The 16726-nt window shown below is 42.5% G+C and carries 20 protein-coding genes and 1 riboswitch; of the genes, 9 read left to right on the forward strand and 11 right to left on the reverse strand.

The features are described from left to right. Window positions 1–35 precede the first annotated feature (35 nt). On the reverse strand, window positions 36–1166 hold the full coding sequence (locus tag F9L33_RS07290; protein ID WP_152142110.1) for a site-2 protease family protein: 1131 nt from the start codon (window positions 1164–1166) through the stop codon (window positions 36–38). 278 nt (window positions 1167–1444) lie between these two features. On the opposite strand from F9L33_RS07290, the gene F9L33_RS07295 reads away from it, so the two are divergent. Next, window positions 1445–1798 carry a beta-lactamase hydrolase domain-containing protein gene (locus F9L33_RS07295; RefSeq protein WP_193221992.1) on the forward strand — a complete coding sequence of 118 codons (354 nt, stop codon included), beginning with the start codon at window positions 1445–1447 and terminating at the stop codon, window positions 1796–1798. A gap of 53 nt (window positions 1799–1851) precedes the next feature. Next, a complete protein-coding gene (locus F9L33_RS07300) occupies window positions 1852–2283 on the forward strand; it encodes a DUF2267 domain-containing protein (RefSeq protein WP_152142112.1) in 432 nt (143 codons plus the stop codon). Between the two features lie 42 nt (window positions 2284–2325). Here the strand turns inward: F9L33_RS07300 and F9L33_RS07305 are convergent, their stop codons facing one another. After that, the gene (locus F9L33_RS07305; protein WP_152142113.1) at window positions 2326–2706 is read right to left on the reverse strand and encodes a nuclear transport factor 2 family protein; all 381 of its coding nucleotides are present in this window, start codon (window positions 2704–2706) and stop codon (window positions 2326–2328) included. 230 nt (window positions 2707–2936) lie between these two features. Between F9L33_RS07305 and F9L33_RS07310 the strand changes: the two genes are divergently transcribed. Further along, on the forward strand, window positions 2937–3953 hold the full coding sequence (locus F9L33_RS07310) for a polymer-forming cytoskeletal protein (RefSeq protein ID WP_152142114.1): 1017 nt from the start codon (window positions 2937–2939) through the stop codon (window positions 3951–3953). A 69-nt stretch (window positions 3954–4022) separates the two neighbouring features. Here F9L33_RS07310 and F9L33_RS07315 read toward each other — a convergent pair whose 3' ends face one another. From F9L33_RS07315 to F9L33_RS07335, 5 genes are all read right to left on the reverse strand, one after another. Next, a complete protein-coding gene (locus F9L33_RS07315; RefSeq protein ID WP_152142115.1) occupies window positions 4023–4694 on the reverse strand; it encodes a hypothetical protein in 672 nt (223 codons plus the stop codon). Then, entirely contained in the window at window positions 4687–7143 is a 2457-nt protein-coding gene (locus F9L33_RS07320) for a Lon protease family protein (protein WP_152142116.1), read from the reverse strand. The genes F9L33_RS07315 and F9L33_RS07320 overlap by 8 nt, the downstream gene beginning before the upstream one ends. A 167-nt stretch (window positions 7144–7310) precedes the next feature. Then, on the reverse strand, window positions 7311–8540 hold the full coding sequence (locus F9L33_RS07325; RefSeq protein ID WP_226804024.1) for an APC family permease: 1230 nt from the start codon (window positions 8538–8540) through the stop codon (window positions 7311–7313). A gap of 26 nt (window positions 8541–8566) precedes the next feature. Beyond that, window positions 8567–9226: a helix-turn-helix domain-containing protein gene (locus tag F9L33_RS07330; RefSeq protein WP_152142118.1), complete on the reverse strand. Its 660-nt coding sequence runs from the start codon at window positions 9224–9226 to the stop codon at window positions 8567–8569. 126 nt (window positions 9227–9352) lie between these two features. Next, the gene (locus F9L33_RS07335) at window positions 9353–9772 is read right to left on the reverse strand and encodes a cytochrome c (RefSeq protein ID WP_226804026.1); all 420 of its coding nucleotides are present in this window, start codon (window positions 9770–9772) and stop codon (window positions 9353–9355) included. 633 nt (window positions 9773–10405) lie between these two features. Continuing rightward, a riboswitch (cobalamin riboswitch) is annotated at window positions 10406–10620 on the forward strand. A 98-nt stretch (window positions 10621–10718) separates the two neighbouring features. Between F9L33_RS07335 and F9L33_RS15745 the strand changes: the two genes are divergently transcribed. Genes F9L33_RS15745 through F9L33_RS07350 form a run of 4 tightly spaced genes read left to right on the forward strand, consistent with a single transcriptional unit; the run spans window position 10719 to window position 13445 of the window. Continuing rightward, window positions 10719–10895 (forward strand): hypothetical protein, encoded by a 177-nt coding sequence (locus tag F9L33_RS15745; protein WP_193221993.1) that lies wholly within the window; start codon window positions 10719–10721, stop codon window positions 10893–10895. Next, window positions 10895–11659 (forward strand): metal ABC transporter ATP-binding protein, encoded by a 765-nt coding sequence (locus F9L33_RS07340; RefSeq protein ID WP_152142119.1) that lies wholly within the window; start codon window positions 10895–10897, stop codon window positions 11657–11659. The genes F9L33_RS15745 and F9L33_RS07340 overlap by 1 nt, the downstream gene beginning before the upstream one ends. Next, entirely contained in the window at window positions 11652–12527 is an 876-nt protein-coding gene (locus tag F9L33_RS07345) for a metal ABC transporter permease (RefSeq protein ID WP_226804027.1), read from the forward strand. The genes F9L33_RS07340 and F9L33_RS07345 overlap by 8 nt, the downstream gene beginning before the upstream one ends. Window positions 12528–12551: 24 nt before the next feature. Further along, window positions 12552–13445: a metal ABC transporter solute-binding protein, Zn/Mn family gene (locus tag F9L33_RS07350; RefSeq protein WP_152142120.1), complete on the forward strand. Its 894-nt coding sequence runs from the start codon at window positions 12552–12554 to the stop codon at window positions 13443–13445. A 380-nt stretch (window positions 13446–13825) separates the two neighbouring features. Here the strand turns inward: F9L33_RS07350 and F9L33_RS15990 are convergent, their stop codons facing one another. The 3 genes from F9L33_RS15990 to F9L33_RS07360 all read right to left on the reverse strand — a co-directional run bounded on the left by F9L33_RS15990 (window position 13826) and on the right by F9L33_RS07360 (window position 15101). Beyond that, window positions 13826–13954, reverse strand: a complete 129-nt coding sequence (locus F9L33_RS15990) for a hypothetical protein (protein WP_255478297.1) — start codon at window positions 13952–13954, stop codon at window positions 13826–13828. A 162-nt stretch (window positions 13955–14116) separates the two neighbouring features. Continuing rightward, a complete protein-coding gene (locus F9L33_RS07355; RefSeq protein WP_193221994.1) occupies window positions 14117–14824 on the reverse strand; it encodes a response regulator transcription factor in 708 nt (235 codons plus the stop codon). Continuing rightward, a complete protein-coding gene (locus tag F9L33_RS07360; protein WP_152142121.1) occupies window positions 14796–15101 on the reverse strand; it encodes a hypothetical protein in 306 nt (101 codons plus the stop codon). The genes F9L33_RS07355 and F9L33_RS07360 overlap by 29 nt, the downstream gene beginning before the upstream one ends. A gap of 192 nt (window positions 15102–15293) precedes the next feature. Between F9L33_RS07360 and F9L33_RS07365 the strand changes: the two genes are divergently transcribed. Next, the gene (locus tag F9L33_RS07365) at window positions 15294–15737 is read left to right on the forward strand and encodes a hypothetical protein (protein WP_152142122.1); all 444 of its coding nucleotides are present in this window, start codon (window positions 15294–15296) and stop codon (window positions 15735–15737) included. A 52-nt stretch (window positions 15738–15789) separates the two neighbouring features. Here F9L33_RS07365 and hemP read toward each other — a convergent pair whose 3' ends face one another. Further along, a complete protein-coding gene (gene hemP, locus F9L33_RS07370) occupies window positions 15790–15960 on the reverse strand; it encodes a hemin uptake protein HemP (protein ID WP_152142123.1) in 171 nt (56 codons plus the stop codon). A gap of 127 nt (window positions 15961–16087) precedes the next feature. Between hemP and F9L33_RS07375 the strand changes: the two genes are divergently transcribed. Next, window positions 16088–16720 (forward strand): ribonuclease HII, encoded by a 633-nt coding sequence (locus F9L33_RS07375; protein WP_152142124.1) that lies wholly within the window; start codon window positions 16088–16090, stop codon window positions 16718–16720. The last annotated feature ends 6 nt before the right edge of the window (window positions 16721–16726 follow it).

A 16726-nucleotide genomic window follows, 5' to 3' on the forward strand; every position in this document is an offset into this window, starting at 1 on the left:
CTTTTAGTATTTGATATGGCTCAAGTATTTTAAGATTAATGCATTACTAATTTATTGCGTAAAGACACGTAATCCATCATGTCAGCCAATGTAATGACCCCAAGTAATATACCATTATCAGAAACAAGCATCTTTCTTTGGTTTTCCTTTGACATAATATCGATAAGTTCCGGTAATGAAGTAGCTGAGCTGACTGTGTTTTGAGGAGTGCTTGTTATATAGACATCTCCAACCTTTGACGTTGCCCAATTGTCCGTATCAATTTTATGTATGACATTTTTGTCGATATAGCCCAACAACATATCGCCTTCGGTAACGGGAACAAAGCTTACGCCGTATCGCAGGATTACGTCTTCAACCAATGCATCAATGGTGTCTGCGACATCAGCTGTGTGAATGACTTGACTCATCAGATTACTAATCGTTTTTTCTTTTAAAGCTTCGCGCATTAAAACTTGGGCATAACTGCTGCGTGATGCCATGAAAATAAAGAAGCCTATTAAAACTTGCCACAATCCACCCGATCCAAACCCTGTAAATATGGCTAACATTCCAGTAATTATTAGGAAAACTGAAAACACCTGCCCCGCCAAACTTGCGACATATGTAGCCCCAATATAATTACCGCTGCGCTTCCATAAAAGTGAACGTAAGATGCGACCGCCATCTAATGGGAAAGCGGGTACTAGATTGAAAACCGCGATGACTAGATTAATAAATGTTAAATACTTCAATAATTCTATAAGCGGGTCAGATGCATTTAATGAGATATTAATGTGACCAAGAGTGTAAAACAAACCAGCGAGTATAAAACTACTTACAGGGCCTACGATCGCAATCCAAAATTCTGCCGCAGGTGTAGTCACTTCCTTTTCAAGCTCAGCAACACCGCCAAAAATGAATAACGTAATATTCGTGACATTTATATTATATGTACGGGCGACCAAAGAATGCGATAATTCATGAATGAGCAGTGAAACAAAAGCCCCAATTGTTGCTGCAATTGATAATGCAAAGTAATCCAACCTTGATTGTTCTGGTAGGGTTTCTGGAAAATAAGTTATTGTGAGAGACCAGACCATTAACGCTGCGATCAAAAACCAGCTTGGATCAACTCTAATTTTAAAACCAAATACTTCAATAAGATTGAATGCATTTTTAAACATATGAAGCTCTCTTATATTCTCTTAAGATTGCTGAGAGCATATGTCTTTTTTATATTTAGAAATTGATTTCGATCAAAATAAGCGAATGGAAAACCACCTTTTGAGCTTTCTAAGGCGGAACTTTTCATATCTGCCTTACTCTATTTTACATTTGATTACTCAGGCGTTGACATAATCAGACGCGCTAATTTTTCAATCTTTTGAGTTAGATCAATGAGAGTGAATTTAATCAGTGTATTATTTTAATTGGATTCAAAAAATATAAAGGAGTTCGAGTGGTGAGCGTTAACATTAAAAAAATCGATAATGACTTTTCAATAGCCGATCAGGTTAATGCAACTGACATTGCATTGATCAGTGCTATGGGGTTCCGGTCTATTGTTTGTGTGCGGCCAGATGGTGAGGATAAGGCGCAAGAGCTTTTTGAAATCGTTGCAAATTCTGCAACGATTTCAGGAGTTGAACCCATTTACTTACCAGTTCATGAATTAGAGCCTACACAAAAGCATGTGAATGTTTTTGCTAGGCTTTTCCCTAAAATGGCAAGGCCCATCCTTGCTTATTCTAAGACTGGTGAAAGGGCAAAAGCATTGTATGTCGCATATTGCAACAATGCTTTTTCGGCAGGGTAATTATCTTTTGTAACCTGAACTTGTTTATATCTGCAAATGAAAGGAGATGAGATATGTCAGCTAAAGGATTAGAGGTCATAGAACATACTGCCCAAATCACACACGAATGGATCAACGAGTTAAAGGAGCGCTTAGAATGGCAAAGCCATCGTGATGTTCTTCGATTGTTGCGTGTGACATTACATCAAGTACGTGATCATTTACTGATAGATGAAATGGCGCAATTCTCGGCTCAACTTCCATTATTGATTAGGGGTATGTTCTTTGAGGGATGGGTTCCAAAGAGAACGCCCATTAAACAGCGACATGCCGTAGATTTTATATCTGATATAGAGCAGCATGTTGGTGCTGTATTGGATTATCGTGGTGCAGAAGATATTCGGAAAGTTTTTGAGTTAATTAACGCTAAGTTGTCTCGCAGTGAGGTTTCTGATGTGCGTGCAAATCTTTCCAAGGAAATTCGATTGTTATGGCCAGATCCATGACTGCAAGAAATATGAACCCATAGAATAACCATCGTCATCACATCAAACTGTCAATGTGAATGCTGACGGAATATCCCAAGCTTCGACCAGTTGATCATGCGCGATGCGCCAAACGACCACAACATCAATGGCAAATGAATTACCGTCACGCTCCATAGTGTCACGAGCATGGACGACAACCAGTTCGTCGCCGATAGGCGTTGCAGATACTGGTTCAACTTTGAAAGTACCGTTGGTTTCTTTTTCTATTATTTTGAAGAAGCGTTTCAATCCTTCAATGCCAACATAGTCTCCTTCAACATCTGGTAAGTTAGGGTTAAAATAATGCCATACAAAGTTATCAGAGAACAACACTGCAGATGCGTCCAAATCAAGGATGTTCAGTTTCGACAACAACTTTAGGTTTTGATGTTCTTTGTTCATAATCCAAGCGTATAACTGTCGAATTATGTGTGATTGATTTAGATCAATCAGCCTCAAAAAATAAGCTCTATAGTTTTTAAAACAAGCAAACATTCAACAGTTATAGGTATGTCATGTATAGGTATTTTCTGGCGGCGGTTTTTATCGTGCTCGCAATTACTCCTTTGGCGGCAGAGGAGAAAAAAGGTTACTTCGATTTCAATAAAGATCGTTTCTTAGCTGGAAGCACCATGGTCCAGGACACAGAAGGTGTGGATGATCTTTTCATGGCTGGTGAAACCGTTCGTAGTCAAAAGAATATCACTGGATCTGCACATTTGGCTGGACGCAAGATCGTCTCAACGGGTGACGTTGGTGGGGATGCTTATCTGGCTGGAATGGATGTATCATTGGATGGCAAGGTTTCTGGTGATGTTACCGTCAGCGGCTACAGCATACAGGTTGGAGAAGTCGCAGGCGATCTCAGGATGTCAGGCTCAAAGCTTGTTATTTCTGGCCCTGTTTCTGGATATGCGTTGATTGCGGGTGAAGAGGTGAGGCTTGAAGCGGCCATCAAAGGTGATGTTAGCCTATCAGCTCGAAAGGTGAGCTTTGCCGATGGTGCTAAAATAGATGGGAAATTAACTGTCTATGAGGAAAAAACAGGCGAAATAGAAATACCTTCGCAAGTAATTCCTGCAGAACGTGTAGACCGACGCGATATTTCCGAATGGTCTGAGGTGACTAAGGGATTAAAGGTTTGGGATTGGCGTGTAGCGTTATTACAGTTTTTAATTGGTGTAATTGTTATTGCGGGCATTGCGGCGTTGATAGCAGCGATAGCACCACAGAAATTAGCAGACCTTCGTCGTGGTATTCTTGAACGACCCTTTCGAACACTCTGGTTTGGCATTCTGGCAGAGTCTGCGGTTGTGGGATCAACGATTATTCTAATGATGACAGTCATTGGTTTGTTATTGGCTCCTGCCACAGTATTTATTACACTGATTTTTGCATTTGCAGGTTACATTGTTGCAGCTTATGCCTTTGGTGTCGCGCTGCTCATGGCAGCAGGGAAACAAGAGCCGAATAGCATTGGATCAAGAGCTATAGCCGCGGGTGGTGGTGCGTTGGCAGCTGGGCTGATTGCCATGATACCGTTTATTGGATGGTTGTTTGTGTTATCGCTTGCTTTAACCGGAGTGGGTTCGATTGTAATTTGGCTGTTTCGTCCGAAATTTTTTGCATCTGCAGAAGCGACAGGATGAACTTGAATATTTGAAATTATAAATGAATGCGGACATTACCTCATATAGTAATGCAATGCGTGCGGTTTTTCATACATGAGCGAGATGAGGAGATACAATTACAGGACAGCGTGCCGTATTTAATATGTTGTTAATACCTAATTTCTTTGCGAGGTTATAAGGCATAATCACTAATGCTGAATTGGTCTTATGTAATTGTTCCAGAACATCTGTTGAATATGGAATGTTTTCTATTTTTAAGAATACTGTTTGTACCTGTAACTTATGGGCCAATGATTTTGAAAGCTCATTGAGTTGCGGTGATGAGTGTGTTCCTTCTTCTATAAGGACAACATTGCCTCTACTCTTATTCAGCTTTGGGAAGCCATATAGAATTATGCTTTTACCCTTTGAGGATAGGGTCAGCAATGTTTCGGGAATATCATCAGTATGGTGGAAACTCCAATTCAACGCTTTTGATTGTGCTGCGCGCGACAGGGTTTTTTCATAAAATTGTGCATCTCTGTTGTATGCTTTTTGCAGCGCTTGACCGCCAATACCAGAACTGCCCCCAGAAAGAGATATAGCGCGTGTAAAAGGTAGGTCGGCGGCATCAAATGCATTCTGATCTTTCAAGAGATATGCCTTAATTCGGAGCTCTAACGTTTTAGCTAAAAATGCGGCAATCTCGATTACAGAATTTGCATCAGCGAAACATTGGGCGCTGATTATGAGTTGTCCTTGTTCTTTTTCATCAGACATTTTTCATCTCACTAACGATATCATTGGATGTGTCAGTTTTTTGGTATTTTTTGATCTGATCAGCAAACTTTAGGAGACGCATTTCGACTTTATGGTTGATTGTTCCTGTTTGAAATTGTCCAGCTTTATCCCGCATACCTGGTTTCGCATTCATCAAAAGTTCGATGCCCTCATCTACAGTTTCGATTGGAAAGATATGGAACTTTTTAATTTTCACGGCTTCAATAACACGCGGTCTGAGCGCTAGGTTTTTTATGTTCGACTTTGGCATAATGACACCTTGTGTTCCAGTTAAAGCGCGTGAAGCACATACATCAAAAAAGCCTTCTATTTTCTCATTAATCCCGCCGATTGGTTGGATTTTTCCAAATTGGTTAATTGACCCAGTTACAGCAAAAGATTGATCTATTGCGCATTCAGAGAGTGCTGAAATCAATGCAAATAACTCTGCTGCAGATGCGCTATCGCCATCTACGCCCCCATAACTTTGCTCAAAAACGATACTGGCCCATAAAGACATCGGAACATCCAATGCAAAATGTGTTGCCAAATAGCTGGATAAAATCAAAACCCCTTTTGAATGTAAGGGGCCGCCCAATTCAACTTCGCGTTCTATATCAACCACTTTACCTTTGCCTGCACGTACACGCGCCGTTAAGCGGGAAGGGCGACCGAATTGAAAGTCCCCGACTTTTAGGACTGATAAAGCGTTTATTTGTCCAACGACATCGCCAGATGTTTCAATGAGTAAAGTATCGCGATCTATAGCTTCATAAGTCAGGCGCTGGGGACGGTTTGCTCGGCTTTCAGCTTGTTCTATTGCAGTACTAATATGCGCATCAGTTATCGTTTTAGATTTATTTTCAACGGCTAAAAAATTTGCCTCACAAATGGTATCCGAAAAGAACTGAACGTTAAGGGACAGTTTTTCGGCATCGTCTGCCAGTCTAGTTGCTTCAACAAGTAATCTTGAGATTGCTTTTTTACTAAGTGGTAATAAATTGTTTTCAGTGGTTATATTTTTCAAAACCTGTGTGAAGTTTTGTATGGTTTCATCAGAACTAAAAACACTGTCGTCAAAGTCTGCCTGAACTTTGAAAAGCTCAAGAAATTCTGGATCAAAAGCCGCGAGCAAATAATACAATCTGCGATCTCCTACGAGTGCAAAACGTATATTTAAGGGGATTGGGTCTGGTTCTAATGAAATTGTGCTTGATAAGCTAAGACGGTCTTGTGCTGATATAATCGAAATATTCTGGCTCTTAATGCACCGTTTCAAAGCATCCCAAGCAAAGGGTTCTGTCAGTACTTTGCGAATGTCCAGTACAAGAAAGCCACCGTTTGCCCTATGCAAAGCTCCCGGCCGGATCATCGTGTGGTCTGTTAATATAGCCCCCATTTCAGAGAAATGTTCAACATGGCCAACTAGATTGGAAAGAGTGGGAAGGTCTTCTGTGATTACAGGTGCTGCTTTTGAAGCAGTAGCATCACTTGGGTGAATAATATTTACGGCATAAACATAATATTGGGGTTCTTTATAATGCTTAGTCGTTGCAACAGGGAACGCACCAGCATGAACCGCAGGTCCAGAGTTTAAAAATTGCTCTGCATTTTCAATTAAGTCTCTTTTCACAGCGGCAAGGTATTCTGGCATCTTTGGTATATGCCCAAATTTCTTGAATAAATCACTGATGGCACTTTCAACACCACCCAATGCGACTTCGGAATTTAGTTTTTCAATGGCTCTACGATGATTTTTCTCATTCTCAGGGATTTGTTTTAACGCTATTTCCAAATGTTCCTGTACTGCTTTAATATCAGCTTCGATCAATTCTTTTTCAGCATCGGGAAGTTCACTAAATTCATGCGGTTTTATGGGTTGGTCATCTTTCATGGCTGTTATTATGAACCCCATTGGGGTCCTTAATAATGCGAGACCTTTTTCTTTTGCTTTTTCAATGACAAAACTGACGGCATCGTCACCTATTTGACCATACTCTTGTTCCATACTGCGTCGGTCATTTTGATAAGCATCCGCTTGGAATAATGCGGGGATTTCATTCGCAAGATCATCAACAAGATTTTGCATGGCCTTCTTCAAACGAATGGCTTGACCTGCAGGAAGTTGAATTGCAATTGGTTTGTGTGGGGTTTCAAAATTATGGACATAAACCCAGTCAGAAGGTTCAGATTGCCTTTGGGCTTCTACCCTTAAAATTTCCATTACAGTTCGGTGTCTGCCACATCCCGTTTGTCCAAGCGCAAAAAGATTGAAATTGGGGTGCTTTATTCGCGCTGAGAACTTGATTGCATCTACTGCTTCTGAATGCCCCATCATACACATTGATTGTGTCATGTGATCAGTTTTCACAGTTTTATTTATAGTTTTGAAAGTTGCACATAACTCTGCTGCTTTTAGAGGTTTTACCTTTGAAGTTTTAATCAGCATGATGTGCTTCCTCGGGTGCGATACTGCTATAAAACTATTCAAATAAAGCGACCGATCATTGATCTAGGTCAACGTAATATGCCTTTGTTCATTATTTCAAATATGCGAATATCATGACGATTGACGCTTGCCTTTTCGGTGCCGAAAAATGTTCCAGTTTTAAAGTATCACAATATCAAAGGCCCAATCAGTAATCCTAAGCAGGTTAAGGCGCCTAATACGGGGATTAAGATAGGAACAGTGAATAGGCCATCTTCGGTGGGTGTCTTGCGTAATTTCATCCATACAAGTGCAATATTAATTAAACAAAAGACACTAAGGTTAATCTGGGATGTCCATTCGGCCAATTGATCAAGCGGCACAAAGGCAACAAGGAATATCACGAAAAGGCTAAGTATTAAGGTCGCTAAAATAGGTGTTTTTGTTACCTTGTTTAACTTAGAAAACATCTTGGGTAGTTGACCTCTGCGTGACAAGCCATACAAAACGCGAGATGCCATAATCAGCTGGATTATGACGCCATTCAAAGTTGCAAATATAGCAATTAACGTAATTCCCAACGGAGAGATACCTGTTAGGCGTTCAAACAATAAACCAACAGGAGCTTTAGACGCACTCAGTTCTGATAAAGGTAAAACATTCAGTGCGACAAGTGTTATTAATACATAAAGTATTGTAACGACGATCAATGTTATACCGATTGCAATCGGCATAATTCTAGCTGGGTTAATTGTTTCCTCAACGATATTGACGACGTCATCAAAACCAACAAAAGCGAAAAACGCTATCAAGCTGGCGCTGAGTATTGCTGATAATGCAGGTCCATCGGTTAGTGTTGGGATTGATGCTGGTAACGTGGATAAAAGTGATGGCTCTTTGTGGAAACCTGCAACGATGATGATCAGTAACCCTAAAATTTCTATTACGGTTAATACACTTGCAAAGGTTACGCTTTCTTGGATGCCCCAACAGGCCAAGCCGCCCATTAAAATGACAATAATGACTGCCAATAGTGGGATAGGTAAATCAATCAATTGAGCAACATAGCCAGCAGACCCCAGGCTGATGGCTGAAGCGGCAACACTACCAGATAAAACAATAGAAAGCCCCGTTACCAAAGTAAGCCAAGTCCAGCCGAACGCTGCATCTACATAAGCGGCCTCACCTGCACTTTTGGGAATGCGGCTGGAAAGCTCTGCAAAGCTGCATGCGCTAAATGCCATAACAAAAGCAGCTAATAGAAAGGCAATGGGGGCGTATATACCCGCACGGGCGGCTGTTTCACCAACTAATACATAAATACCTGCACCGATAGTGACGCCTAGCCCATATAAAACAAGTCTTGGTAAACCAATCGCACGTTTTAATTCCACTTGATGTAGTGCAGCATTTTCCATCGAGAACATTCCTTATGGCTGGTTATTTAATGCTCGACTTCTGTAAGCCCTTGAAGAGCGCCTAAGTCATAAATGCAAACCTGATTTATTTGGGGTAAACCTATAATGCCTTCTTGGCGTAATTTTGAAAAACAACGACTTACAGTTTCAATACTGAGGCCTAGGTAATCTGCAATGTCAGTGCGATTCATAGGTAGGTCGTAACACACGCTTTTACCATCACGCTTGCCTATACGGTTTTGTAAAACGTTTAGAAAAGAAGCTACTTTTTCCATGGCTGATTTACGGCCTAATAAAAGAAAGTGTTCGTGCATGAGTGTCAGTTCAGCTGCTGTATATCTTATAAGTGAATAGGCAAAATCAGTATCCGTTTTTTGATCAATGGCTTTTAATGTAACATCAGAAATTGCATCGCAATCATTATGATGGCACCCATCATGGTTTATCCCAATGATATCACCTGGGTAACCGAAGGAAACGATTTGTCTGCGGCCATCAGCTGTTAATTTATAATTACGCACAACACCTTCTACAACTTCATATAAACCTCTTGCCGTGTCTCCTTCATAGAAAATAGGTTGCCCAGTTTTTAGGCTTCTTAATTTGTTATTTTTTATAGGGTTGGGTTTGTTTGCAAGGAAATGATCAAACATAGGTTTTGAATTTTGTGAGTTATTTAAGTGCATTTAATTTCTCCATTCATAAGGCTGGAAATAATTAACGATGCATCTGTAATGCACATATGATTAGAGTGTAATTGTTTGTAACGATTTGTATCTCTGTACCTGCGTACCAAGCTACAAAAGCGAACATCAGTGTTGTATACTTTCTAAATAGTTCGCTAAGGCAAGAAGATCAGCAGGTATCGGGGTTGAAATGCCGTCTTTCTCAACCTGAATAAGAGGGCCAAGGTCGCCTTCTCCGAAGTCAGGCATAACTTCACTGGTATGGCCATTTTGTTTCAAGCCGTAGATTTTACTCATGACATAATCACGTGGAAAAGCACCGTTATTAGCTGCTGAAAGCTTTGTTAAACTTGGTGGTTTCATACCAAGCCCCAAAGACGCTGGACCAGCACCGCTTGCATCATAGTTATGGCATTCTGCACATTCTTTTAAAAATAAGTGCCTGCCATCTTTTATATTCATTTTTGTGATATAGTGATCAGGGGTGCAGCCAAATAAAACCGCCAATATAGCAACGTAAATTAGTAAAACTGTTCCCCTTAACATAACCATGCCTCCTAAGTATGCCATTCTTAAAAGATCGTAATGTTTTATTTTTAAATTGAATTGATCTATGTCATTCGCAGTATGATCCGAGTGATTATCATTATTAGATTTTCATCTTTACACATTCATTAATCATGCAATTTCCAGAAATCGTTCCGTTTAGAAGTTTCAAAATACATACGCAGCTTCAATTAATACGCGCGTTTTCGTATCCAGATGCTTCTTTCTCAGATCGAAAGCTTGGTTATCAGTGTAGTTTGTAAACTCATAAATTGGATCAAATCCAAGGATCCCTGTTATTTTAAAATGTTCGATTGAAGTCAGCAAGCGTACTGCATCGCAAAAACGCTCATAGTAGCAACAATCAAGCAGAAATACGCGAGTCAATTCGTACAAACTAAGTACAGCAGGAAACTGAAAAGGATGTATAATATTGACTGTAATTAAAAAACGCCTGCCCCTTCTTAAGAGGCAGGTTGCAGGTTCGAATTCCGCCAGGGTCACAAATTCACATTAAGTTGCGACTTACCATTTTGCGACATAACTCTACCTAATTAAGCCCCCCCAACTTACCTGATTAACTTTGCTCAACCGAAACGCAATAAATTTGCTAGACTCAGTTCGACCAATATGCAAATGATGAAGCCTAATGGTGTTTTCGGCACAAAGTGCTGCAGACTGAAAGAGGAACACGGTGAGGAGTAGCCAATAGGCGCCAATTCCGTGACTGCCCCCGCAACTGTAAGCGGCGAGCGACCCCGAAGTGATCCACTGGGCTAAACCCTGGGAAGGATCGGGAAAGCTTTGACCCGCGAGTCAGGAGACCTGCCATTTAACGTAATTTCTAAGCCAGGCGGGGTGTCCTGGAGGAGGCAGCTATGCATCAGGCGGTAAACGTCGATAAAAAATTTGTACATGAACCAACCTCGCAATTGCGGAGGTGGTCATGAACTCTATGTCAAATATCTCGGAAGCAGGACAGGCGCCAGTTTGGACTAAACAAAGCTCTGTTGTTGCCGAGCGAAAACCGCCTTGTTTAACAGAGCTCAGTGCCTTGGGCCTGATCGGCGGAGCACTTGTGTTGTCTGCAGTGCTTTGGACTGCGATTTTCGCCGTTATTTGATGCAACCGGTATTTCAGGTCTGGGATTTGTCTCTTGGCTATCCTGGCAAGACGCTGTTCGAGCATCTTTCGTTTTCAATTGAATCTGGCACAACGCTCGCTGTTTTAGGCGCGAACGGGTCTGGAAAGAGCACATTTGTCAAAATGATGCTAAACTTGCTGTCGCCCCTATCGGGCGAAGTTATATGGCCAGCGGGTCGTCCACGCGAAATTGGATATCTTGCACAAATGGCAGAGTTTGATAGCCGCTTTCCCATTCGCGTACGTGATCTTGCTGCCATGGGTGCTTGGGGCGGTTTTGGCATGCGCAGAAGATTAGACCGTGAAGGTCACATGAGGGTTGCGGCAGCACTGGATGAAGCAGGTGTTTTATCAATTGCAGATCAACCAATCCACACATTATCTGGTGGGCAATTGCAGCGCGCATTGTTTGCAAGAGTCATTATGCAAGACGCACCACTGATCCTATTGGACGAGCCTTTTGCCGCTGTGGATCAACAAACTGAAGCGCATCTTTTAACAATCATCAACCGCTGGCGCGACGAAGGTCGTGCGGTTGTTCTTGTAATCCATGATCTGTCGTCAGTTCTAGATCACTGTACCCACGCGCTTTTACTCGGTGGAGGTCATGCAAACCACGGATCAGTCACTGAAGTTCTAACACCCGAGCGTTTAGTAAGTCAGAAATATATGTCTGAAAGCCAAGCAGCCTGGATGTTTAGGAGCGCTTTGGGGGATACGAAAAAGGACACATCACATGTTTGAATTTTTCACCGAGATGTGGGGATTTGCTTTTATGCAACGTGCTTTTGTAGCTACGACAGTGTTATCAGCTTCAGTTGCTCCTGTTGGGGCATTTCTTGTGCTGCGTCGCCTTTCGCTGGCTGGTGAAGCTATGGCCCATGCAATAACACCAGGTATCGTGATCGGTTTTGTCACCGCAGGTTTGTCGGTAATGTCGTTGCTGATTGGTGGATTGATTGCTGGTGTCGGTGTTGCTGTGCTAACCTCTCTGCTAGCACGCAAGACCATCCTACGCAGTGATGCCAGCTTGGCCTCTCTGTATCTGATCGCCCTTGCCGCAGGGATTTTCATCTTGTCAGCAGCTGGATCAGCTATTCCGCTAAAAAGCTTTTTGTTCGGATCCATTCTAGGCATTGATGATGCTTCAATGATGCTTGTCGGCGGCGTTGCGATGGTAACATTGCTGTCCTTTGCCGTTTTGCTACGCCCGTTAATTGTCAGTACTTGTGACCCCGTCTTCTTTGAGGCGCGCACACGTTGGCCGTGGCTGGTGGATCAAGGATTTATGCTACTGTTGGTTCTGAACCTTTTGGCAGCTTTCAAAACCCTTGGCACATTAATGGCGGTTGGTTTGATGATTTTACCTGCGACTGCTGCACGCTATTGGGCGGCAACAATCACTGGGCAATTGGTGCTTGGCTTTGTCTTTGCACTGCTCAGTTGCTGGATCGGCCTAACCCTATCTTATATTTTTCCAAACACACCGTCTGGACCTGCGATCGTGTTGGTCGCTGGCGCATTTTTCTTGATTTCCGTTCTCTGCGCCCCATTAGGGTTTGGGCGGAAACCCCGAAAACAGTCCCACGCGGACACCACTTCATTAACCTAAAACCCTGTATTAAAAGAGGATCCAATGAACATTTTAAATACAATTCGCATCGGTTTTGCATCTGCAACCCTTGCTTTTACAGCTCTGCCAGCAATCGCAGATGAACTAAAAATCGTAGCCAGCTTTTCCATTCTAGGTGATATGGTGGAACAAGTTGCTGGTGATGCGGCAGAAGTTACAACAATTGTTGGCCCTGATGCAGATGCACATGTGTATCAACCTTCTGTTGCAGACGCCCGTGCCGTGGCCGAAGCAGACATCATTTTTGTGAACGGTCTGGGATTTGAAACTTGGTCAGATACCCTGATTTCAGAGTCTGGCAGCAAGGCATCAGTCCATGTCGCAACGGATGGCGTAACACCAGTAGAAGTCGAAGGTGAAGTTGACCCACATGCTTGGAACTCTTTGTTGAACGGTGTTGTATACGTTCAAAACATCACGAATGTTCTGGCTAAAGCGGTTCCTGATCACGCAGATGATTTCAAGGCAAATGCCGAAGCCTATATCGCAAAGCTAACCGCTCTGGATACTGAGACACGCGCGAAGCTTGCTATTTTGCCAGAAAACCGCCGTACGGTTGTAACAGCGCATGATGCATTTGGCTATTTGGCGGATGCATACGGTCTAACATTCCTAGCACCTGTTGGGATTGACACAGAAGCAGAGCCATCCGCGCGTGATTTAGCCGTGTTGATTGAAAACCTAAAAGAGCAAGGCGCTTCTGCACTGTTTGTTGAAAACATCACAAGCCCTGCGCTTATCAACCAGATTTCAGAAGAAACAGGTATCGAGATCGGTGGTCGTCTTTACTCTGACGCACTGTCCGAGCGTGGCGGTCCAGCAACCAGCTATTTGGCAATGTTCCAGCACAATTTAGGTGCTTTGATTACAGCGCTTAACAAGGCAGATGCCAGCTGATTTTTTGAAGGGAGTGGTTAATCCGCTCCCTTTATTATGCGCATCTTTAGAGTTAGCACTTCAAGCTTACGAATACGTATTGGATTTTCCCCGCGAAAATCACCTTTCTGCGTACTTACAGATGCATTGATAATTCCAGACCCAAACGTTCTCGTTCAAGCGGTTAATAGATGGGCAGGGAATAGTATTAAATGACATGCTTGAGAAAATGAAATTCATACGGGTGTTCTTCACAAAATTTCACCAGTGGAATTAAATAAATATGGTTACTTTGTTATCTATCCCGATAGCAACAAAGTAACCACAAACCCATGTACTGCAAAATTCCTAGAATGGTTGTAACATCTATAAGGTATTAAACGTATCTAAGATCCCGTAAATTATCGACCTTCACTTCCGAACTTAGCGCGCAGCGCATCAGCGATCTCGTCGTCACGCTGCTTAAGATAATCTTTCTCATTCAGGTTTTGCATTAGTTTTAACACATGTAGTTTTTGCTCTGATGTCATATCAATTTCCCGCTCTTGCTTGTTTTTATAGTTAGAATCTTCACCGTCATTTGTGACAATTTCAAGACTTATTTTTGCAAAGAATCGTAAAGATCACATTATTTGGGGGTTCTAAGACCACCAAACGATCAAAAAAGGTGCTCATACCCCATAATAAAGGTTTTAAATCATCTTGATGACGTCTTTTTCAATCGCCAACATATAGCCCTTACGACTGATGTTCTTAATCAACAACTGAGACATCATTTGATTGCCCAAATGATCGCGCAAGCGTTTAATGCGTGTCGCCCCTGCGGCCTCATCCACGTCCACTTTATTCTTACCGCTGATCATCGCTTCAAGATCAGAGCCAGTGATCACCTCATCATCCAAACGCGCTTCACAAAGCACTGACAAGGTTTCTAAAATCGATTCAGTCAGCTCGAATTCCATATTATTGATGTAAACAACCCGTTCATCACGGTTAACCACAAGGCTGGTAACATGAATGCCTGAACGTTCAATTTCAGTCATCCGCTGGTTCAGCCCATAGTTTGTCATTAAGAAATACAACGCAGAAATCAACAACGCAGATGACAACACCAGCAACACGAAAATGATAAACCGGTATCCTTGCAAAACTTCTGCAAACGAAGTTCCAGATTGCGCCAAAATTTCCAATAGCTTGGTTTCATTTGGACTGGTCAGTGCATCGTTTTCCACAAAGATACGTTCAACACGATCGTTAAACATATTCGCATCAGGCAGATTAATAAACAAAACGATAGATGCGGCCAGTAGCAGCCCAACAATCATCAGACTGCCCCACAATGCAATAGACCGCGGTTTAAAGCGACTGTTCTCAGTATCTAAGGAAGTACGCACCTGCATTACCTTGTCTTTGTTTTGCACCATTGGCATCCAGTATTGAAAGTATTGTTAACAGAGTCCAACCATTCTTTGCCAATCGCGCCGAAACAACTTGTTGTGCGCTACTGCGATTGCCACATGCACCGCCTGACAACTGCATCACACCATAATGCAGTTTTAAACCATTTGCGGTTTGCTTTGCCTTATAGTCCACGAAACAGTCTGCTGCATGACTAGGCGTTGCAACTGCGAATGTTAGGCCAATGGCCACGACGATATTTTTTAATGCGTTTTTCATGATCATTACTTGGGTCATATTGCGATGTTATTCAATAACAACCCACATCAAATGCCTCGTTATCCAATAACACGCCGCTGTAATTGCCTAACTTTGCCACTCCCCCCAAATTTATCACAGGCCAAATGCCAGAGCGCACATAAGGCGCATAAATTGGATCGCAAAAGGCGGTTCGTAAGAAAGGTAAAGAAAATGAAAACATCTCGCTTAATCGCCCTAACAGTATCAGGTGCCATCGCATTAACCGCAGTTGCAACACCTGCATCCGCTGCCAGTGATGGTGATCGTCTTGCACAATTCCTATTCGGTGCAGCCGCCATTGGCGCCATCGCGCATGTCGTGCACAAAGATAAAAAGAAACGCCGCCAACAAGAAGCTGCGCGTCGCCAACACTATGAACCAAAGCCAGTGTACCAAAACCACAAGCCGCGCCATTGTCTGCGTCAGAAATGGACAAACCACGGTTGGAAAAAATATTACTCGCGTAAATGTTTGAAACAACATGGCTACGGTCAGCAAGCGCGCCATGATTACAACGACTATCACAGTCACGGCAGCTACCAGCATAGTCATAAGAAGCATTACAAAAAGCATCACCACGGCAACAACCAACATGTGTACCACAGTGATAAATAATTAACGCATAACAAGACCGAGCAGGAGGGGCGCCCAAAATGGGCGTCCCGTTTTATTTTGTCAGGATCAATTTACCCTGGCGCGTAATACGCAATGTATAAATTTTCTCATCCAAATGGATTTTCGCCAATGTGCCCTTTTGTGTCAGGGCTAATGCATCGTGCTCAGGAATAGAGGCTACCTGCTGGGCATCTTGAATATTCACATTTTGAATTAAAGACATAACCGTCTCCTTGTTGATTCTAATCTATGGCTTATTTCTGACTATTTTAATCAGGTATGTCAAACAGAATAATCATTACTTGCAAAAAGGCACGTGCAACCACCCCCTATGAAGGGTATGAAATCACATGCCAGATTTTATACGTGAACAAGAATTATTAACCACATTGGGCCCCTTTGCAAAAATCGCAGGGGTCGATGAAGTGGGCCGCGGTCCGTGGTCGGGACCTGTGACTGCTTGCGCCGTAGTTTTAGATCCGAATAATATTCCTGACGGATTAAACGACTCTAAAAAACTGACTGCAAAAAAACGCGAACAGCTTTTTGATGTGATCATGGAAACTGCAGATGTTTCTATAGCTCACGTATCAGTAGAAGAGATCGACCAAATCAACATCCTACAAGCATCTCTATTAGCGATGGAAAAAGCCGTTTCTGGATTATCCGTCTCCTGCGACTTTGCCCTAATTGACGGTAACAAGACACCTAAAAATCTAACATGCTCATCTGAAACAATCGTCAAGGGCGATGCCAAATCAGCCAGCATTGCAGCCGCATCAATCATCGCAAAGGTCACTCGCGATCAATTAATGGTGACTCTTTCGCAACAGTACCCCGGCTATGGGTGGGAAACCAACGCTGGATACGGCACAAAACAGCACCAAGAGGGACTCGCTACATTAGGTATAACCCCACACCATAGACGTTCTTTCAAACCGATACACAACATCTTGTATGGCGAAAATAAGGCAAGTGATTGATTCATA

Origin of the sequence: Amylibacter sp. SFDW26 (genome assembly GCF_009184395.1) — a bacterium.
In the GTDB taxonomy this organism is placed as follows: domain Bacteria; phylum Pseudomonadota; class Alphaproteobacteria; order Rhodobacterales; family Rhodobacteraceae; genus Amylibacter.